Below are 18982 nucleotides of genomic sequence, written 5' to 3'. Positions count from 1 at the left end.
GGTCAGGGCGCGCGCGCCGGCACGCGCTGCTCGAGCGGCGGCGGCTGCCAGGCCGGCTGGATGTGGCAGCCGTTCTTGCCGTCGGTGTCGTAGCGCGGCATCAGCGCGGCGCAGCGCTGCGCGAGGCCGGCGGGCGTGGGCTTCTCGCCCTTGTCGATCCAGTCGAGCAGCGCCGCGAACAGCGCCGGGTATTCCGAATCGCTGAGGTAGCTGTGCTCGCGCTCGTCGCTGAAGCTCTGCACCAGCAGCTCGCCGGTGCCGGCCGCGTCGCGGATGCGGCGGTAGGCGTTCTCGAGCTCGACGAAGGCGGTCGGGTCGTCGATGGCATGCAGCCCCACGGTGGGCAGCGCGGTGCGGCCCGTGGGCTGGCTGTCGGCCGCGAGCGCGCCCTTGGCCTGCGGATCGGCCGCGTAGCGCAGCACGCCGGCATTGAGCGCGGCCGCCTCGGCCGGCGCCGCGGCGTAGCTCACGCCGACATTGCCGAAGGGATTGCGGCCCTGCAGCCGCAGCTGCGTCAGGTCCTGGAACAGCCAGGTGGCCCAGTTCAGGTGGCCGACCAGCGAGCGCTCGGGGATCTTCACGGCCGTGAGAATGGTCTTGAGCCGCGCGGCCTGCTCGGGCGTGCGCTGCGCCGCGGGCAGGCCCACGCCGGTGCAGTCGCGCACGCGGTCGGCCAGTTCCTTGCGCGTGAGCTTCGCATCGAGCGGCAGGCCCTGCCACAGCGGGTACTGCGGCTCGTCGGGCTTGGGATGGTTGCGGCAGACGTACTGGTAGACCACGCGCAGGTCGAGCCGGAAGTCGTAGGCGCTGTTGCCGCCGCCGAGCACGCCGCTGGTCAGCAGCAGGCCGTCGTAGGGGCCCTTGGCACCGCCGGCCGGCGCATAGAGCTCGGCCGCCTTCGCCGCCACGCCCGCGCCATAGCTCTGGCCGTGCAGCAGGGTGCGGCGCGGCTCGCCGAAATGGCGCACGAAGAGCTGGCGCAGGCGCTCGGTGTCTTCGGCCGCCATGGTCACGCCATAGCCGCCGCGCCGGTAGGTGGAGCCGGCCCAGGCATAGCCGGCCTTCACGGTCACGGCCCAGCGCTTGAGGTCCTCCTCGCTGCGCTCGAGCTTGGGGGGGCCGGTTTCAGGGCCGCCGTGCGCGTGCATCACGAGCACGCCGCGGTTCCAGTCCTTGGGGATCGCGATCCAGTAGAGCGCGCCGGTGCCGTCGGCGCCGGTGTAGCAGCGGGCGCCCTCGGGGACCGGGGCCGGGCAGGTGGCGGCGCGCGGTCCTTCGACGCGCGCGGCCTGCGCCGGCAGCGTGGCGAACCAGGCGGTGGCCGCGGCCAGCGCCGCCGCGAAGGCGGGACGCGCCCGCCGCTCAAGATGCATCGTCAATGGCGTACTCCGAGTTGCAGCGCCGCGCTCGTGCCCGCGCCGGACACGAAGCCGAGCACGCCGCTGTTGAAGAGGAAGTGGTCCGGCGCACCGAGGCTGGATTCCACCACGCCCGGCACCGGCTTGTCGTAGCTCAGCGTCGCGGTCGTGCCCGCGAGGTTGAAGCCGGTGCCGGTCACGGTGGCCGCGGCGTTCTCGCCCTTCACGCTGGCCATCACGTAGCTGCCGTCGGCCGCGCCCGCGGTCAGGCTCAGCTGCGTCGCGTGCAGGCGCAGGCCGAAGCTGGTGGCCGACTCGCGCACCAGGTGCATCGGCACCGCGGCGCCGTTCACCAGGCCGATCACCATCGAGCCGGTGAGCGTGCCGCCGGTGGTGGTGGCGCCGCCGGTCGGCGCGGTGGTGCGCAGGTCGAAGGCATTGCGCGTGCCGTTCCAGGTGATGTAGCCCTTCTCGGTCTCGGTGCAGTTGGCGTCGTAGACCATGAAGCTGCCGGCATTGCCCGCCGCGCTGCGGCAGTATTGGAAGGTGCCCGCGTTGCGCAGCCGCACCGCGCCGGCATAGGGCACGGCGCTGCCGCTGCCCTGCTGCACGCCGACCGTGTTGAAGATGTTCGCGACCGGGTTGAACACCGCGGGCGAGGCCGAGTTCTCGAAGGTGTTCTGGAACGCGAGCAGCGGTGCGAAGCCGCCGCCGCTCGGCGCGTTCACGCCGCCCAGCAGCACGCCGCCCGGCGCGAACGCGAACACCGCGCCGCTCTCGCCGCTGGTGTAGCTGCACTGGCCCTGCGACACCAGCGTGCCGCTGCGCGTGGTGCCGGCGGTGCGCTGCAGGCTGGCATCGACGGTGACGGTGTAGGCCATGGTGGCCGGGTCGATCTGCACGCGCAGCTCTTCGCCGAAGCTGTCGCCGCCCTTGTAGGTGGCGACGGCCGCGGGCAGGTTCGGGCAGGCCAGCGGATCGCCGACCTCGGTCACGCAGCTGTAGTTGACGGCCGCATCGAGGCTGCCGCTGCCGCGGTACTTGGGCCAGGCCGGGAACTGGCACAGCGGGCGGGTGCGGCCGTAGGTACCGGCCACCGCGTCCACCGCCACGCCGGTGGCGGGCGCGAGGCCGCCCTCGACCCAGCCCTCGAGCGCCGCGAGCGAATCCCAGTTGGGGATGAACACGCCGGTGCCGTGGCCCATGCCGGGCACGGTGTAGAAGCGCACGTTCTGGTCGACCGAGGCTTGGCCCACGGTGGCGATCAGCTGCTTGTAGTAGTCGATGGTCGAGTTCGGACTGATCACCTCGTCGGCCAGGCCGTGCAGCATGATCAGCTTGCCGCCGTGCGCGAAGAAGGGCGCGAGGTCCGGGTTGGTGGCGTCGGTGAGGTTCGACACCTCGGTCACGCGCGCCGCGTAGGCGCCGGGGTTCAGCGGATCGAAGGTCAGCGTGTCGAAGCCCTCGATGCGCGTCACGAAGTACTTCACCCACTGGTCGCCGGTGACGTACATGTTGGCGTCGGCCGAGGTCGCCGGGTTGGCCGGCACCTTGCGCGTGCCGAGGTCGCGCGTGGTGTACGGGCCCGCCACCAGCGCGCCTTCGAGCAGGTTGTAGCCGCCCGCGCGCTTCACGCCGTTGCCCAGCGCGTAGCTCGTGAACTCGAGCGGCGACTCGATGGTGCGCACGGTATCGAGCTGCGCGTCGGACAGGCAGCCGTCGCCGGTGTCGGTGCCGCCGGTGCAGCGCAACGAGGCGAGGATCTGCGTGTTGAGCTGGCGGCAGCTCTCGACGTTGCTCACGATGCCGTCGGCCGCGCCGTCGAGCTTGTCGCAGGCCTGCAGCACGGTCCGCTGCACCAGCAGCGTCTTGGCCACGTTCATCCAGCCCGCACCGCCGTTGTTGTAGAGCGCGCGGCCCACGGCCACGTTCGACAGCCGCGTGCCCGTGTAATTGAGCGCGGGCTCGTTGGCGATCACGCCGTCGTAGTCGAGCGGCCAGCGCTGGATGTAGCTCAGCGCATCGCGCCCGCCGGTCGAGGTGCCGAGGAAGTAGGCCTTCTTCGGCTTGCTGCCGTAGCGCGCGAGCACCAGCGCCTGCGCGACGTCGCGCGTCTTCTTGAGCGACTGGCCGCCGTAGTTGGCGAGCTGCTCGTCGTTGGCGGCGAAGCGGCCGTCGGTGATGCTGCTGGCCTGGTGGCCCGAGTCGTCGCCGTAGGTGGCGTAGCCGAGCGCGAGCGGCGCGGGCTTTTCGCGCGGGCCGAAGCGGATCACCTCGGTGCCGTCGATCAGCACGCCGTCGAAACCACCGCCGCCGAAGTGGATGGTCTTCTGGTTCCACTTCTCGGGCAGGTTCAGCGCGAAGTTGATCAGCTGCGAGTTCGGGTCCACCGGCTGGATGGTGCCGCGCACGCGGCAGTAGTCGCCGTAGTTGTTGCCGGCATCGCCCGCGGCCACCGCGGTGGCGCTGGTCACGGTGGCGCCCTGCGTGGGCAGGCTGATCTGCGCGGCGGCCAGGGTCATGCCGGCGAGCTCGGCGCAGGCCTTCGCGGTCTGGGCCGGCGGCGGGTCGACGGGCGGGTTGCCGCCGTCGCCGCCATTCGCGGGCGGGTTGACGGGCAGGAACGGAAAGCCGCCGCCCCCTCCTCCACCCCCACCGCAGGCGGCCAGGATCAGCGAGAGGCCCAGTGCGGTGGCACCGGCGCGCAGCATGGAGGGAAGGCCGAGTCGGGTCGGCACGGATGTCGGCAAGGGGCGCGGTGGGCGCATGGTCTTTGTCTCCGGAACACGGCCTCGTGGGGCCGCTCATTGAATAGGCGGCCGGACGATAGAAGCAGCCTGACCTAGGGTCAAATAAAATAACAAGGCACTTTCAATATGAAAAAAGTATGGAGATAAGACCGTTGCGCTACTTCGTGGCCGTCGCCGAGACCGGCCACATGACGCGCGCCGCCGAGCGCCTGGGCATCCAGCAACCGCCGCTGAGCCTGACCATCAAGGCGCTGGAGCGCGAACTCGGCGTGCTGCTGTTCAAGCGCCATCCGCGCGGCGTGACGCTGACCGACGCCGGCCGCCAGTTCCAGGCCGAGGCGCTGCGCATGCTGCAGGACATGGACGCGATGCGGCAGCGCATGGCGCGCGTGGCCAGCGGCCAGGCCGGCAGCCTGGCCGTGGGTTTCACCAGTTCGGCCGCCGCGCACCGCTTCGTGCCCGAGGCGCTGCGCGCGTTCCGGCGCGAGTACCCCGACGTCGAGCTGCAGCTCAGCGAGAACAACGCCGCCGAGATCACCGAGGCGCTGGCCGCGGGCCGCGTGCATTGCGGCCTGCTGCGAGTGCCGGTCGACCGCCCCGCGGGCCTGGCGTTCGAGACCCTGCTGCGCGAGCCGGTGCTGGTGGCGATGCCCAGCGACCACCGCTTCGCCACCGCGCGCAGCCAGCGCACGGCTTCCCGCCCGCTGCCGCTGGCAAAACTCTGCGAGGAAGACCTGATCCTGGTGCGGCGCCCCGGCGCGCCCGGCCTCTATGCCGAGCTGCTCGCGCTGTGCCATGCCAAGGGCCTGCGGCCGCGCGTGGTGGCCGAGGTCGAACGCATGATGACCAACCTCAACCTCGTGGCCGCGGGCGTCGGGCTGTCGGTGGTGCCGGCCTCGATGACCGGCGTGCATGCGCACGCGATCGCCTATGCGCCGCTGGCCGACGGCGGCGCGCTCGACGCGCCGCTCACGCTGGTGTCGCGCGCCGACGAGGACAACCTGCCCGCGCGCCGTTTCGCCGCTCTGCTGCGCGGCCTCGCGGCCGGCGACGCGAAGGGCCGGCCATGACGCGGGCGCTGCATCGCCGCGTGCTGCTGGGCGCGGGCGCGTCCTTCGTCGGACTCGCCACGCTGGGCGTGTCGCGCGCCAGCACCGCGCCGGCCTGGCCCAGTCGGCCGGTGCGGCTGATCGTGGTCTACCCGCCGGGCGGCGTCAGCGACGGCATGGCGCGCGTGCTGGCCGAGCCGCTGGCGCAGTCGCTCGGCGTGCCGGTGCTGATCGAGAACCGGCCCGGCGCCGGCGGCAGCGTGGGCATGGACGCGCTCGCGCGCGCCGTGCCCGACGGCCACACGCTGGCCTTCTCGGCCATCAGCCCGCTCACCTTGCATCCGCTGCTCGCGCGCGTGGCCTACGACCCGCTGCGCGCCTTCGTGCCGGTGGCCAGCCTGATGCGCACGCCGGTGCTGGTGGTCGGCACCCAGGCCTTCAGCGGCCGCGGCTTCGGCGACCTGATCGCGCAGGCGCGCGCCCAGCCCGGCGCGGTGCGCTGGGCCAGCTCGGGCGTGGCCACCATCGGCCACCTGGTGCTCGCGCAGGTGCGCGTGCAGAGCCGCACCGACATCACCCACATCCCCTACCAGGGCGGCGGCCCGCAGCTCAACGACGCGCTGAGCGGCCAGTTCGAGGTGCTGTCGACCAACGTCGCGGCGCAGCAGCTGCAGTACATCGAGAGCGGCCGCTTCCAGGCCCTCGCGGTCGGCGCGCCGCGCCGCATCGAGGCCCTGCCCGAGGTGCCCACGCTCGCCGAGCTCGGCTACGAGCGCGCCAACCGCGATTCGCTGTTCGGCCTGTTCGCGCCGGCGCGCACGCCGCAGCCCGTGGTGCAGCGGCTCAACGCCGAGATCCAGCGCCTGCTGCGCGGCGAGACGCTGCGGCTTCGGCTGCGCGAGGCCTACAACCTGCCGGCCGGCGGCAGCAGCGAGGATTTCGCGCGCGAGATCGCGCTCGATCGGCGGCGCAACCGGGCGCTGGTGGCGGGGGATCGGTCGCAGTTCGATTGAGGCCGCATCGCGCGGCCGGGACAGTGCTCAGGTTTCGGCGACCCAGAGCCCCGGATAGTCGTGCACGAAGCCATCGGCCGTGACGCCCAGCACCGCCTCGTAATCGAAGCGCTTCGCCACGTAGCGGTACGCGTTGTCACCGCTGCGCTCGTAGCGCTGCATCAACTCGCCGAGGCTGCCGCCATCGAGGTCGATCCAGGCCGCGGGCGCATCGGCGCCCTCGCCCTTCGAGAGATTGAGGCGACGCAGCTGCAGCAGGTTGGTCGCGGGCGTGAAGCCCAGGTCGAGGTCGACGCAGTGCGAGAGATCGGGCACCGGTTCGTCGTTGAGCTTCCAGCGGCCCTGCGCGTCGCGCGTGATCGAGAGGTCGACCGTGCTGTCGCCGAGCCAGCCGCGCACCGTGCCCCACTGCGCATGCCAGTGCAGGTCGCAGCGCACGCGGTAGTGCAGCTGCGCCACCCGGCCGTCCTCGGCGCGGAAGGCCGAGGCGCCGTCGAGCTGCCAGGCGCTGGCATTGCGTTCGAGACGGCAGGCATCGTGGCCCGGGACGTCGAGCCTGCGCCAGAGGATGGAAGCGACGGTTTGCATGGGGCGGATGATGGCGCGGGCCGTGGGGCGGCGCAAGCATTGCCCCGCCACGCCGCAGGTGCTGGTCAGGTTCGGGAACTAGCGTCGCTCGCCATGACGCCGCCCGACGCCTGCCTCGCCACCCGCCTGCTCGACCGCCTCGACCGACTGGCAATGCCGCTGGCGCTCGCGATCGCGCTGCTGCTGTTCTTGCAGTGGCCGCTGCGCGGTCTCGCCGGGGCCGGCTTCGGGCCGACGCAGGCCAACGACCTCGCGCAGTGGCTGTTCGCGCTCTACGTGGCGGTGGCGCTGCGGCATGCGGGCCGCCGCGGCGCGCACCTGGTGGCGCGGCCCGACCTCGCCGCGGGCAGTCCCGCGCGCTGGCGCCGCGCCGGTGCCGCGCTGTGCGTGCTGCCGTGGGCGCTGTTCCTGGTGGCCGTGTCGGCACGGCCGGTGCTGGGCTCGGTGGCCGCGCTCGAGCGCTTTCCCGACACCTTCAATGCGGGCTACTTCATGGTCAAGATCGCGCTGCTGCTGCTCGCCGTGCTGCTCGCGCTGCAGGCGGCGCTCGAGCTCTGGCAGGCCTGGCCGTGGCGGCGCACGCGATGAGCGCCGCCACCGGCTGGCTCGGCCTGGCGCTGCTCGCGGTGGCCCTCGCGCTGATGATGAGCACGGGCTGGCCGACCTACGCGGTGCTGCTCGGCGTGTCCACGCTCGGCGCGGTGGCGGGCCTGGCGCTCGGCGCCTTCGACATGGCGCTGCTGCAGAACCTGCCATGGCGCATCGTCGGCCTGCTCGAGCACGACCTGCTGCAGGCGCTCGCGCTCTATGCGCTGGTGGGTGCGCTGCTCAACCGGCTCGCGCTCGCGCAGCACCTGTACGAGGGCCTGCGCCGCCTGCTCGCGCGCATCGCGCCGCGCGCGGCCGCCGAAATCGCGGGCATGGTGCTCGGCCTGTTGCTGGCGCCGATGAACGGCTCGGTCGGCGCGAGCCTGCTCACGCTGGCGCGCACCGCGGGCGAGGGCTGGGCGCGCGAAGGCCTGCCGGCCTCGCGCCGCACGGCGCTGGTGGCGGTGACCGGCACGCTCGGCGTGATCGTGCCGCCCTCGCTGGTCCTGCTGCTGCTCGCCGACGCGATGCTGCGCGCCCATACCGAGGGCGTGAACATGGCGCGCAGCCTGGGCCTGCCGGGCGCCGCGGCCGAACGCATCGTCAACACGCAGGACATTCTGCAGGCCGCGCTGCTGCCGGCCGCGGCCCTGCTCGCGGGCTGGCTCGCGATCGCCGCCTGGAGCGCGCGGCGCGAGCGGCCCGTGCTGTCGGCCACACCGGCCGCGCGCGAGCCGCTCACGCGCGCGCAGCGCTGGACCCTTTCGATCGTGCCGCCCGTGATCGGCACGCTGCTGGTGCTGATCGCGCTCGGCCGCGTGCGGCCGGTCGAAGGCGCCGCCACCGCCTGCATGCTGCTGCTGGGCTGGGGCCTGGTCTCGGGCCAGCTGCTGCGCGCGGGGCTGCTGCGCCAGGTGCTCGACGACGCGATGGCGCTGACCGGCGCGCTCTATGCGCTGCTGGTCGCGGCCACCACCTTCTCGCTGCTGCTGCGCGGCTTCGGCACCGATGCGCTGGTCATGCGGCTGATGCTGGCGCTGCAGGGCCATCCAATGATCGGCCTGGGCGCCGTGCTCGCCATCCTGCTGGCCTGCGCCTTCGTGCTCGATGCCTTCGAGCTGATCTTCCTCGTGGTGCCGATCGTGATGCCGCCCGTGCTCGCGCAACTCCCCGACGCGGCCTGGATCGCGACGCTCGCGCTGCTGGTGCTGCAGGCCGGCTTCCTGCTGCCGCCCTTCGGCTATGCGCTGGTGCTCGCGCGCGGGCAGACCGTGCCGCGCCCGCCGCTGCGCGCGGTGGCGCTCGCGCTGGCCCCTTACCTCGTGCTGCTCGCGCTGGTGATGGCCGCGACGATGGCCTGGCCCGACAGCACGCGCTGGCTGCGCGATGCGCCCGAGGCGGCGGCCGCGCAGGCACCGATGGACGCCGACACGGTCGACCGCCTGATGCGCGAGATGGCCCCGCCGCCCGATCCGGCCGACGGTGCGCCCGCCACCGAATCGCCCTGAACGAAGCCGCGGGTGCTACTGCACCGCCGCCAGCACGCGGTCGAAGAACTCCGCCGCCGTGCGGCCGAAATCCTCGGGCAGGTAGTCGCGCTCGAAGTCGCGCGCGAACGCAGCCTCGACGTCGTCGTGCGAACCCCGGTAGTCGGCGATCTCGGCACGCAGCGCGGCCAGTTCGGCCGGGGTGCTCGATTCGCGGTACGAGGCCATGATCTCGGCGCCGGTCTCGCCGAAGAGGATGTCGGCATCCTGGCCGAAATAGACCTTGGTCAAGTGGTCGATCAGTTCGAATCGCATCGTGGGATTTTTTGTGCTGGCTGTCAGAACGGATGGGCGGTGAGGATGTAGAAGGGCTTGCCGTTGTAGGCCTTCATGTTGAGCGTCACGCGCACCTTGGTGAGCTGGCTCACGGCCGTGCTGCCGCGCTGCACGCCGATGCCGACCACGGTGCCGATGTCGTGCTCGAAGGCCATCGGCTTGGAGCCCACCTGCGCCGAGCGCGACCAGGCGCGGATCGCGCGCGCATTGGCGCGCACCGTCTGGCTGATGGCCGACTCGGCCGTGGCGAGGTCGAAGAACGACGACGACTTCTGCAGGCTGGGCTTCTTCGCGAAGCGGTCGAACAGGTCCTGCGCCGACTTGCCGACGTGTTCGCGGATGGTGTGGCCGCCGGCCTTGGAGCCGGCCACGCCTTCGTGCTCGATGAGGCGCACGGGCTCGAGCTTGAAGCGGCTCGCGCGCACCGCGATGACGCGCGACGCGGCGAGGCCGCCGGCCACGAACAGCGGCACCGCGACGTCGACCGCGAGCCCCACCTGCGCGCCGGTCTCGGGCGAGGCGCCCATGGCCTGCGCGGCGGCATCGGCCGTCATGGAGGTGGCGGTGCGCTGCGAGCGGCCGGTCCAGATCTGGCGCGCGGCGGTGGCGGTGACGTCGCTGCCGTGGGCACCGAGCACCACGCAGCCGACCTTGCTCGCCATGGTGGGTTCGGGCGCGACGCACAGCACGCCCGCGCCGACCAGCTCGATGACGCCGCCGACCAGCGCCGCGGTGCCCCAGAGCCGGTTGCTGAGGCTCGCCGACTCGGGCACGTCCTCGCCACCGAGCACCGCCGCCAGCTGCACCGGCGTCAGCGCGACCGAGAGGCCGCCTTCCTCGTCGTCACCCATGGCGCATTCCTTTCCTAGAACGTGTTCATGGCCCCTCGTGAGGGCTTGAGATTCCGATGCATTCTTGCACGCTGCGCCGGCCCGGGCGAACATCGGCGCAGCGCGAGACAATCGTTACCGTGAGTTCCAAGCCCGCCGCCACGCCCCCGATCCGCCGCATCGCCCACCTCGACATGGACGCCTTCTACGCGTCGGTCGAGCTGCTGCGCTATCCGCAGCTCAAGGGCCTGCCGGTGGTGATCGGCGGCGGCCGGCGCAGCGTCGACGAAGCGATCCGCCACCTGCCGCCCGGCGGCACGCTGGCCGACATTCCGGTCGATGCCTTCGCACGGCTCAAGGACTACGTGGGCCGCGGCGTGATCACCACCGCCACCTACCCGGCGCGCAAGTTCGGCGTGGGCTCGGCCATGGGGCTCATGAAGGCCGCCAAGCTGTGCCCCGACGCGATCCTGCTGCCCGTGGACTTCGAGGAGATCCGCAAGTACTCGCGCGGCTTCAAGTCGATCATCACCGACATCGCGCCGCTGATGGAGGACCGCGGCGTGGACGAGGTCTACATCGACTTCACCGAGGTGCCCGGCGGCCAGCGCGAGGGCGGGCGCACGCTGGCGCGGCTGATCCAGAAGTCGATCTTCCAGGCCACCGGCCTGACCTGCTCGATCGGCGTGGCGCCCAACAAGCTGATCGCCAAGATGGCGAGCGAATTCAACAAGCCCAACGGCATCTCGGTGGTCTACGAGGACGACGTGAAGACGCGCATCTGGCCGCTGCCCTGCCGCAAGGTCAACGGCATCGGGCCCAAGGCCGACGAGAAGCTCAAGCGCCTGGGCATCGAGACCATCGGCCAGCTCGCGGCCTGCGAGCGCGGCTGGCTGATCGACAACTTCGGCAAGTCCACCGGCGCCTGGATGCACGAGGTGGCGTGGGGCCGCGACGATCGCCCGGTAGTGACCGAGAGCGAGCCGGTCTCGATGAGCCGCGAGACCACTTTCGAGCGCGACCTGCATGCGGTGCGCGACCGCGCGGAGCTCGGCGAGATCTTCACGCGGCTGTGCGAGAAGCTCGCCGAGGACCTGCAGCGCAAGGGCTATGTGGGCAAGACCATCGGCATCAAGCTGCGCTACGACGACTTCAAGATCGCCACGCGCGACCAGACCATCGACCGTTTCACCGACGACGCGAAGACCATCCGCCGCACGGGCGGCCTGTGCCTGAAGCGCGTGCCGCTCGAACGCCCGCTGCGCCTCCTGGGCGTGCGCGTGGGCGCGCTGGCGCGCGCGGGCAGCCCCGAGGCGCTGGCACCGGCCGGCGGTGCGCAGCGCCCGGCCGCCGCGCCCGAGTCGGCCACCGCCTCGCTGTTCTGACGCCATGGCCTTCATCGCACGCTGGCTGCGCCGCTTCTCGCTGCTGCTGCTCGGCCTCGTGGTGCTGATCGGGCTCTACGTGGGAACCGCCTCCGCGCTGGTGTTCTGGCCCAGTCATGCGAAGACCACCGCGCCGGCCGCGCCCTATGTCGAGGCCTGGGTGCTGAGCAACGGCGTGCACACCGACTACGTGTTCCCGGTGCGCTCGGCGCTGATCGATTGGCAGAAGTTGTTCCCGCTCGCGGACTTCCCGGCCGTGCCGCCCGGTGCCGAGTACGTGGCGCTGGGCTGGGGCGACCGCGAGTTCTACCTGCACACGCCGACCTGGGCCGACCTCACGGCCGCGCGCGCGCTGGGCGCGCTGTCGGGCCGCAACCGCGCACTGCTGCACGTGAGTTATCTGCGGCGCGACCAGTTCGGCGCCGGCGCGTTCCGGCTGCCGCTGTCGATGCCGCAGTACCTTCGCCTGATCGAGCATGTGCGCAGCACCCTGCCCGCGGGCCAGGCGACGGCCATCGCGGGCGCGCACTACAACGCGCAGGACGCCTTCTACGAGGCCAACGGCGCCTACCACCTGTTCGAGACCTGCAACACCTGGACCGGCCGCGGCCTGCGCCGCGCGGGCGTGAAGGTCAGCCGCTGGACGCCGTTCGACTTCACCGTGACCTGGCATCTGCAGCCGGCGCCCTGAGCGCGGCCCCGTGCCTCAAGGCCGCGGCACGCCGCCCTGCCACTGCCCCCAGTTCGCCACGATGTGGTCGACCACGCGCGTGCCCACCAGCGCGATGTTCTCCACCGTTTCGGCGAAGCCGCCGGCCGTTTCGCCGGGCGCGGGGTCGAGATGCTGCAAGGTGGTCTCGTTGGGATTGCCCTGGTCGAAGTTGACCGCGCCGCGCAGGCTCATCACGCGGTCGGTGCCGTGGGTGCGCTGGATCACGAGCGTGATCGCGGCGGCCTCCATCTCGGTGATCACGTAGTCGTCGGCACCGTAGAGCTTCGCGATGTACTGCGCCTGGTTCGACATGCCGGGGCCGTGGAAGAAGGTGTCGCCGGTCATGTGGGTGCCGGTGCCCACGAAGGGCGCGCGCCGCGCCGCGGCATCGGGGTAGCGCAGCCGGTAGTTGCGCGCCGATTCGGAATCCTTGAGCGGCGTGTCGGCCGTGAGCTTCATGGCCCAGCCGACGAGGTCGGGGTTGAGCTTGAAGCGGCGGTACGACTCGTAGCCCTTGCGCGGCATGAAGGTGGGCTCGCCGGGCTTGTTCTCCTCGGGTGCCCAGCGGTGGCCGAGGTCGTAGTCGACCAGCCAGGTGGCCCAGCTCACCTCGCCGATGGTGCCGCGCGAGGGCGGCGTGCCGGCCACGCCCGAGATCACGTAGTAGGCCTGCGAGAAATCGAACTGCGGGTTCAAGAGGATCGCCTGCATCGAGGCCGAGGAGTTGACCTTGCCCATGCCGAGCACCGCGCCACAGACGCCGTCGGCATTGCAGTAGACGGGCTGCAGCGCGCCGGGCACGGCCATCGGCTTCGCGCCCTTCCAGTAGCGCTCGTACCAGTGCTGGAACTCGCCCGCGCGGTCGCCGCTGTTCTGGCCGATCTCGAACATGGCGGCGACGAACACCTTCACCTTCACGGGCAGTTCGGCGCGGGCCTCGGCGCCGGGCGCGGGCGGCATGGTGGCGGCACTGGCGGCACCGGCCAGCAGCGCGGCGGCGGCCAGCGCCGAGAGGCGGGCGAAGCACAGGGAGGAGGAAGACGGCATGGGGGACTCCGTGGGTTCGAGGATGAAGGCAGGACACGCAAGCGCGGCCATCGCACCGGCGGCGCTCGCGGCGTCCTACAGCCGCGCATTGTCGGCGCTGGCACAACGGGCCTGTCTACACCACGCAACCACCATGCCGGACACTGCATCCTCCGCGCGACGGCCTCCGTCCAAGCCCACGCCGATCGCGAACGGGCTGGTCTACGTGAACCCCGACATGCCGGGCATCCGGCGCCTGCGGCACGGCGCGAACTTCCGCTACCGCGACGCGCGCGGCCAGTGGGTGCGCGACGTGGACGAGCTCTCGCGCATCCGCATGCTGGCGATTCCGCCGGCCTACGACGAGGTGTGGATCTGCCCGCTGCCCAACGGCCACCTGCAGGCCACCGGCCTCGATGCGCGCGGCCGCAAGCAGTACCGCTACCACGCCGACTGGCGCGCTCTGAAAGACGAGACCAAGTTCGACCGGCTCGAGGCCTTCGCGCGCGCGCTGCCGCGCATCCGCGCGCGGGTGCAGCGCGACCTGCAGGCCGGCAAGGTTACGGGCGCGCCGGCCCGGCCCCAGGTGCTGGCCGCGCTGGTGCGGCTGCTCGACACCACGCTGATGCGCGTGGGCAACGAGGAGTACGCGAGCAGCAACGGTTCCTACGGCCTCACCACGCTGCGCAACCGGCATGCGGCGGTGAAGGGCGCGGCGCTGCGGCTGCGCTTTCGCGGCAAGAGCGGCGTGATGCACGAGGCCACGCTCGAGGACCCGCGCGTGGCGAAGATCGTGCGCGGCTGCCAGCAACTGCCGGGGCAGGCGCTGTTCCAGTACGTGGGCGAGGACGGCGAGCCGCACAGCGTCTCGTCGACCGACGTCAACGACTACCTCGGCGAGGTGGTCGAGGGCCAGAAGGGCCTGGACGGCGAGCGCTTCACCGCGAAGGACTTCCGCACCTGGCACGGCACGGTGCAGGCCTTGGAGCTCACGCGGCTGGCCTGCGAGCCGGGCCGGGTCGCCTCGGACGGCAGCCGCTACACCGCGAAGGACATCCTCGCGACCGTGGCGCGCCAGCTCGGCAACACGCCCGCGGTCTGCAAGAAGGCCTATGTGCATCCCGCGGTGCTGTCGCTGGGCAGTGCGCTCGCGAGCACCGAGGCCGATGCGGCGTCGGCCCTGCTCGAACGCATCGCGGGGCGCCGCAGCGCGCGGCCGTCGCGCGGGCTGCACGCGGCGGAGCGGCGGCTATTGGGTTTTCTGCAGGCGCATCGGCGCGAAGCCCAGGCCGCGACGCGGCAGCGCAAGAGCGCCAAGCCCGCATCGGGTTCGACGGCCTCGAAGGAAGCGAAGCACGCACCGCTGCCGGTGCGCAAGGCCGCGCCGGCGCGGCCGCGTGCTCAGCCCGCGCCGAGCGAGAAGCGCACGCTGTCGCGCTCGAGCGCGATGCGGTAGCCGAGGTCCTCGGCCAGGCTCTGCAGCGCGACCGCGTCGATGGCCAGCGCGCGCGGCGCGCGGTGCGCATCGAGCACGGGATTGACGGCGCTGGCCTCGCGCGGCAGTGCCGCGAAGCGCAGGCCTTCGGGGCCATCGGCCTCGATCCGGATCGCGCCGGCCTCGGGCGCGCCGTCGTGCAGGTAGCCGAGCGCGCCGAGGAACAAGTAGCGCAGCGCGGCCGCCGCGGGCCAGCGCTTCTCGTCCTCGCCGGCGGCGAGCGCATCGTCCACCTCGAGCGACACGCCATGCAGGTCGAAGGCGGCGCGCATCAGCGCGACGCAGCGCGCCACCAGCGCGGCGCGCGTGATGCCGTCGTCGGTGGTGGCCAGTTCCCAGTCGCGCAGCGAGCGGATGCCCTCGACCAGTTCGGACACCTGGCCGTCGACCAGGCCCATGCGCTCCTCGCTGACGGCGCGGTCGATGGTCTCGGCGCCGAGCTGGCGCTTGAGCATCAGCAGCGCCATGCGGATCACCGACACCGGCGCCGCCATGTCGTGGCGCAGCGCGGGCAAGGCGCGGGTCAGCAATTCGTGGCGCACGCCGGCGGCGATCCAGCTGCGGGCTCCGGGAGAGCTCTTCATCGCGCCACGGCTCCGGCCGCGAGGGCGGCTTGCAAGAGGCGAAGCCCGAGCGTCGGGCCAGGGAAGGAAGCGAGGAAGGGGGGGAGGTTCAAGGGAAATGTCCCGGTGCGAGGCAAGCGACAGAGTATCGGCCGCGCCTCGCCGCCCGGGTGTAGGAACCTGCCTACGCAGGTTCCCGTTCACCGGCGCTCAGGGCTTGCCGAGGTAGGTCCGCACGTCCTTGACCTCGACGCCGGCGGCCGCGACCGCCGAGCGCAGTTGCGCCTCGGTCACGCCCAGGGTCTGGGTCCAGTAGCGCATTTCGTGCGCCTCGTTCACGTTGATGCGCGAGCGGTCGGGCTGTCCGCGCTTGCTCAGGTCGTCTGCCATGGTGCTGTCCTCCAGGATGGTTCAGGGAATGGGCAGCAGATTGCGTCCGTTCGATGAAGGCGCCGGAAAGACCGCAGCGCGTCCCGTTGCAGGACATGTCCGAAGCGCGGCGAGTCGCGCGCAATGGACGGCCGCGACCGGGCATCCGCCTTGGCCGAAGGGAGGCTTCCGAAATCCGAGAGACGCGCGCCGCGCGCGCGGATAGATTCAGGCGATGCACAGCAACGACACCCGCTTTCCCGACATCCGCGACGCCGTGCGCGACCTCTGCGCGCAGTTTCCCGACGAATACTTCCGCAAGATCGACGAGGCGCGCGGCTATCCCGCCGAGTTCGTGGACGCGCTCACCCAGGCCGGCTGGATGGCCGCGCTGATCCCGCAGGCGTACGGCGGCTCGGGCCTGGGCCTGACCGAGGCCTCGGTGATCATGGAAGAGATCAACCGCTGCGGCGGCAACTCGGGCGCCTGCCATGGCCAGATGTACAACATGGGCACGCTGCTGCGCCATGGCAGCGAGGTACAGAAGCAGCGGTACCTGCCGAAGATCGCGAGCGGCGAACTGCGGCTGCAGTCGATGGGCGTGACCGAGCCCACCACGGGCACCGACACCACGAAGATCAAGACGACGGCGGTGAAGAAGGGCGACCGCTACGTCGTCAACGGCCAGAAGGTGTGGATCTCGCGCATCCAGCATTCCGACCTGATGATCCTGCTGGCGCGCACCACGCCGCTGGCCGAGGTGAAGAAGAAATCCGAGGGCATGTCGATCTTCATCGTCGACCTGCGCGAGGCCATCGGCCAGGGCATGACGGTGCGGCCGATCCTCAACATGGTGAACCACGAGACCAACGAGCTGTTCTTCGAGAACCTCGAGATCCCGGCCGAGAACCTGATCGGCGAGGAAGGCCAGGGCTTCAAGTACATCCTCGACGGGCTCAATGCCGAGCGCACGCTGATCGCGGCCGAATGCATCGGCGACGGCTACTGGTTCATCGACAAGGTGACGGCCTATGCCAAGGAGCGCGTGGTGTTCGGCCGCCCGATCGGCCAGAACCAGGGCGTGCAGTTCCCGATCGCCGAGGCCTTCATCGAGGTCGAGGCCGCGAACCTGATGCGCTACGAGGCCTGCCGCCTGTTCGACGCACGCGAGCCCTGTGGCGCGCAGGCCAACATGGCGAAGTACCTGGCGGCCAAGGCGAGCTGGGAAGCAGCGAACGCCTGCCTGCAGTTCCACGGCGGCTTCGGCTTCGCCTGCGAATACGACATCGAGCGCAAGTTCCGCGAGACGCGGCTCTACCAGGTGGCGCCGATCTCGACCAACCTGATCCTCAGCTATGTGGCCGAGCACATGCTCGGCCTGCCGCGTTCGTTCTGAACGACAAGTCCGCCGCCGTCTTCTCAATCGAACAGCCGGCCATTGCCGGGCGAGCGCGCATCGAGCCCGGCCTTGCGCACCAGGTCGCGAAAGCCCGCGGGCGAACTCGAGACCACGGGCACCCGCAGCATCGACTCGAGTTCGCGCACGGCGTCGAGCGTGACGAGTCCGCCGCAGGAGATGAGGATGCCGTCCGCCCCCGGCCGTGCCTCGAACACCCGACGGCCCAGGTCCACCAGCACCTGCGTGCCGACCTGGCCGACCTGCTGCACATCGGAGATCGACAGGCCTTCGATGGCCAGCGGCTCGAAGTCGCTCTGTTCGAGGTAGCGCCGCAGCTGCACGTTGACCTCGTCGATGTAGGCGGTGGCCACGGCGACGCGCTTCACGCCGAGGCCGCGCAGTCCTTCGACGATGGCGTTGCTCATGGTGGTGCACGGCAGCTCCGTGGCGCGTGACATCTCGACTTCGAGCTGCCGGTTGAAGGCGGCGCCGCGAAAGAAGCTCAGCGAGGTGCCCATGAGGGAGATGGCGCCGACGCCCTCCTCCTTGAGTTCCAGCGCCTTGTCGATCACCGAGTCGATGACTTCGGTGTAGCCGCGCGTCGAGATTTCTCCGAGACCCAGGCCGCGTGCACTGAAGCGGATGCGGGTGCCGTAGAGAAGCGGGCCGTCGATGGGGACTTCGCCTGCTTTCGGGGGGACTATGAGGCCCAGGTGTTGTTGGTTCATCTCTTCTGTTTCATTCAGTTTGGGGTCTGGGGCGCGTGCACAGGGCATCGGGTACTTCCCTCCGCGAATGTCCCCCGGCCTTCGGCCTCCTCCTTTATTTCGCTGCGGGAAGCACCCGACACCCTGTGCACGGGAGGCGCTGCGGTGATGCCGGCGGCACAACAACCGTTGCGTCCAGGCTCACGTCGATGGGGTACTCCCCGCAGCGAAATAAAGGAGGAGCCGAAGGCGGGGGACATTCGCGGAGGGGAGTACCCCATCGGCGTGAGCCCGCCCCGGACAACAAACGCCCAAAAAAATCACCCCCCATCCGCCACGATCCGCTGCTCCGTGATGATGCGTTTCCACCGCACCGTCTCCTCGGCCATGTCCTTGCCAAGCTGCGCCGGCGTTGCATAGGCCCGCAAGGTCCCCTGCGCCGCCGCGGCAGTTCCAGCATCAGGCGCATCGAGCACCGTCTTCACGGCGGCTGAGAACCGATCGACGATCTCGTTGGGCGTTCCAGCAGGTGCGAGCACGAAGATGCGCGGCGCCACATCGAACCCCGGCAGCGCATCGGCCAGTGGGGCAATGCTCTCGGCCCCTTCGAGCTTCGCGCTGTTCATCAACGCCACCGCGCGCAGCTTGCCGGCCTTGGACTGCGCCATCGCGGCCGTCGCGCTGACCACGCCGATCGGCACCTGGCCGCCGATCACGTCGGGCACGATCTGCGCGGCGCCGCGGTACGGCACATGCACCACGAAGCTGCCGGTGGACTGCTTGAGCATCTCGAAGCCCAGGTGCTGCACCGTGCCCACGCCCGAGGTCGCGAAGGAGAAACGGCCCGGGTTCGCCTTGAGCTGGGCAACGAATTCCGCCGGTGTCTTCGCGGGGAAGTCGTTGCCCGTGACGATCATCAGCGGCGAGACGAAGGCACCGGCCACCGGCTTGAAGCTGGTGAGCGGATCGATCGCGATCTTCGGCTGCAGCAGCTTGGCGATCAGCAAGGCGCTGTCGCCCATCATCAGCGTGTAGCCATCGGGCGGCGCCTTGGCGACGAAGTCGGCCGCGATGAGACCGGTGGCGCCGGTGCGGTTCTCCACCAGCACCTGCTGGCCCAGCACCGCGGGCAGGCGCGCGCTCAACAGGCGCGCCACGGCATCGACGCCACCGCCGGCCGAATAGCCGACGATGAGGCGGATCGGCTTGTCGGGGTACTTCTGGGCCCAGGCCATCGGTGCCGCGAGCAGGCCCGCGAGGCCGAGGGCCGTTGCCGCGCGCAAGGCCTGCCGGCGCCGGCGAAGGATCGTGGGTGTTGTTCTCATCG

The 18982-nt window shown here is 71.2% G+C and carries 18 protein-coding genes; 8 read left to right on the top strand and 10 right to left on the bottom strand.

Annotated features, from left to right (window positions below; translation table 11 throughout):
* Positions 1 to 2: 2 nt before the first annotated feature.
* Both AC07RM_RS38085 and AC07RM_RS38080 read right to left on the bottom strand, forming a co-directional pair.
* Entirely contained in the window at positions 3 to 1373 is a 1371-nt protein-coding gene (locus AC07RM_RS38085; RefSeq protein ID WP_495337790.1) for an alpha/beta hydrolase family protein, read from the bottom strand.
* A gap of 2 nt (positions 1374 to 1375) precedes the next feature.
* Positions 1376 to 4069: a tannase/feruloyl esterase family alpha/beta hydrolase gene (locus tag AC07RM_RS38080; protein WP_495337789.1), complete on the bottom strand. Its 2694-nt coding sequence runs from the start codon at positions 4067 to 4069 to the stop codon at positions 1376 to 1378.
* A gap of 176 nt (positions 4070 to 4245) precedes the next feature.
* Here AC07RM_RS38080 and AC07RM_RS38075 point away from each other — a divergent pair, with 176 nt between their 5' ends.
* Complete coding sequence (locus AC07RM_RS38075; RefSeq protein WP_431511875.1) at positions 4246 to 5178, top strand: LysR substrate-binding domain-containing protein; 933 nt, start codon at positions 4246 to 4248, stop codon at positions 5176 to 5178.
* Complete coding sequence (locus tag AC07RM_RS38070) at positions 5175 to 6170, top strand: Bug family tripartite tricarboxylate transporter substrate binding protein (RefSeq protein ID WP_296794924.1); 996 nt, start codon at positions 5175 to 5177, stop codon at positions 6168 to 6170. Before AC07RM_RS38075 ends, AC07RM_RS38070 begins: the two co-directional genes overlap by 4 nt.
* Positions 6171 to 6197: 27 nt before the next feature.
* Here AC07RM_RS38070 and AC07RM_RS38065 read toward each other — a convergent pair whose 3' ends face one another.
* Positions 6198 to 6758: a putative glycolipid-binding domain-containing protein gene (locus AC07RM_RS38065; RefSeq protein WP_296794926.1), complete on the bottom strand. Its 561-nt coding sequence runs from the start codon at positions 6756 to 6758 to the stop codon at positions 6198 to 6200.
* A 93-nt stretch (positions 6759 to 6851) separates the two neighbouring features.
* Here AC07RM_RS38065 and AC07RM_RS38060 point away from each other — a divergent pair, with 93 nt between their 5' ends.
* Positions 6852 to 7346: a C4-dicarboxylate ABC transporter substrate-binding protein gene (locus tag AC07RM_RS38060; protein WP_093356123.1), complete on the top strand. Its 495-nt coding sequence runs from the start codon at positions 6852 to 6854 to the stop codon at positions 7344 to 7346.
* Positions 7343 to 8854 carry a TRAP transporter large permease subunit gene (locus AC07RM_RS38055; protein WP_495337766.1) on the top strand — a complete coding sequence of 504 codons (1512 nt, stop codon included), beginning with the start codon at positions 7343 to 7345 and terminating at the stop codon, positions 8852 to 8854. Before AC07RM_RS38060 ends, AC07RM_RS38055 begins: the two co-directional genes overlap by 4 nt.
* 15 nt (positions 8855 to 8869) lie before the next feature.
* Here AC07RM_RS38055 and AC07RM_RS38050 read toward each other — a convergent pair whose 3' ends face one another.
* Together AC07RM_RS38050 and AC07RM_RS38045 are read right to left on the bottom strand one after the other, a co-directional pair.
* Positions 8870 to 9148, bottom strand: a complete 279-nt coding sequence (locus AC07RM_RS38050) for a contact-dependent growth inhibition system immunity protein (protein ID WP_093356126.1) — start codon at positions 9146 to 9148, stop codon at positions 8870 to 8872.
* 23 nt (positions 9149 to 9171) lie between these two features.
* Positions 9172 to 10020, bottom strand: a complete 849-nt coding sequence (locus AC07RM_RS38045; RefSeq protein ID WP_093356128.1) for an RNase A-like domain-containing protein — start codon at positions 10018 to 10020, stop codon at positions 9172 to 9174.
* Positions 10021 to 10193: 173 nt separating this feature from the next.
* Here AC07RM_RS38045 and dinB point away from each other — a divergent pair, with 173 nt between their 5' ends.
* Both dinB and AC07RM_RS38035 read left to right on the top strand, forming a co-directional pair.
* On the top strand, positions 10194 to 11384 hold the full coding sequence (gene dinB, locus AC07RM_RS38040) for a DNA polymerase IV (RefSeq protein ID WP_495337788.1): 1191 nt from the start codon (positions 10194 to 10196) through the stop codon (positions 11382 to 11384).
* 4 nt (positions 11385 to 11388) lie between these two features.
* On the top strand, positions 11389 to 12075 hold the full coding sequence (locus AC07RM_RS38035; protein ID WP_495337765.1) for a TIGR02117 family protein: 687 nt from the start codon (positions 11389 to 11391) through the stop codon (positions 12073 to 12075).
* 15 nt (positions 12076 to 12090) lie between these two features.
* Here AC07RM_RS38035 and AC07RM_RS38030 read toward each other — a convergent pair whose 3' ends face one another.
* Positions 12091 to 13143, bottom strand: coding sequence for a purine-nucleoside phosphorylase (locus AC07RM_RS38030; RefSeq protein ID WP_495337764.1), 1053 nt, complete (start codon positions 13141 to 13143; stop codon positions 12091 to 12093).
* A 133-nt stretch (positions 13144 to 13276) separates the two neighbouring features.
* Here AC07RM_RS38030 and AC07RM_RS38025 point away from each other — a divergent pair, with 133 nt between their 5' ends.
* A complete protein-coding gene (locus AC07RM_RS38025) occupies positions 13277 to 14578 on the top strand; it encodes a DNA topoisomerase IB (protein WP_495337763.1) in 1302 nt (433 codons plus the stop codon).
* Here AC07RM_RS38025 and AC07RM_RS38020 read toward each other — a convergent pair.
* Both AC07RM_RS38020 and AC07RM_RS38015 read right to left on the bottom strand, forming a co-directional pair.
* A complete protein-coding gene (locus AC07RM_RS38020; RefSeq protein ID WP_208507403.1) occupies positions 14524 to 15201 on the bottom strand; it encodes a hypothetical protein in 678 nt (225 codons plus the stop codon). The two genes, AC07RM_RS38025 and AC07RM_RS38020, sit on opposite strands and share 55 nt — an antisense overlap.
* 189 nt (positions 15202 to 15390) lie before the next feature.
* Positions 15391 to 15570: a DUF3606 domain-containing protein gene (locus AC07RM_RS38015; RefSeq protein ID WP_057592921.1), complete on the bottom strand. Its 180-nt coding sequence runs from the start codon at positions 15568 to 15570 to the stop codon at positions 15391 to 15393.
* A 214-nt stretch (positions 15571 to 15784) separates the two neighbouring features.
* Here AC07RM_RS38015 and AC07RM_RS38010 point away from each other — a divergent pair, with 214 nt between their 5' ends.
* The gene (locus tag AC07RM_RS38010; protein WP_495337762.1) at positions 15785 to 16945 is read left to right on the top strand and encodes an acyl-CoA dehydrogenase family protein; all 1161 of its coding nucleotides are present in this window, start codon (positions 15785 to 15787) and stop codon (positions 16943 to 16945) included.
* Positions 16946 to 16968: 23 nt separating this feature from the next.
* Here the strand turns inward: AC07RM_RS38010 and AC07RM_RS38005 are convergent, their stop codons facing one another.
* Together AC07RM_RS38005 and AC07RM_RS38000 are read right to left on the bottom strand one after the other, a co-directional pair.
* Positions 16969 to 17676, bottom strand: a complete 708-nt coding sequence (locus tag AC07RM_RS38005) for an arylmalonate decarboxylase (protein WP_495337761.1) — start codon at positions 17674 to 17676, stop codon at positions 16969 to 16971.
* A 299-nt stretch (positions 17677 to 17975) separates the two neighbouring features.
* Positions 17976 to 18980 (bottom strand): Bug family tripartite tricarboxylate transporter substrate binding protein, encoded by a 1005-nt coding sequence (locus tag AC07RM_RS38000; RefSeq protein WP_495337760.1) that lies wholly within the window; start codon positions 18978 to 18980, stop codon positions 17976 to 17978.
* Positions 18981 to 18982 lie beyond the last annotated feature (2 nt).

This window comes from Variovorax sp. GW821-FHT09B05 (assembly GCF_059418265.1).
Note: the sequence above shows the minus strand (reverse complement) of the source record. Positions and strands in the feature narration are given on the sequence as shown.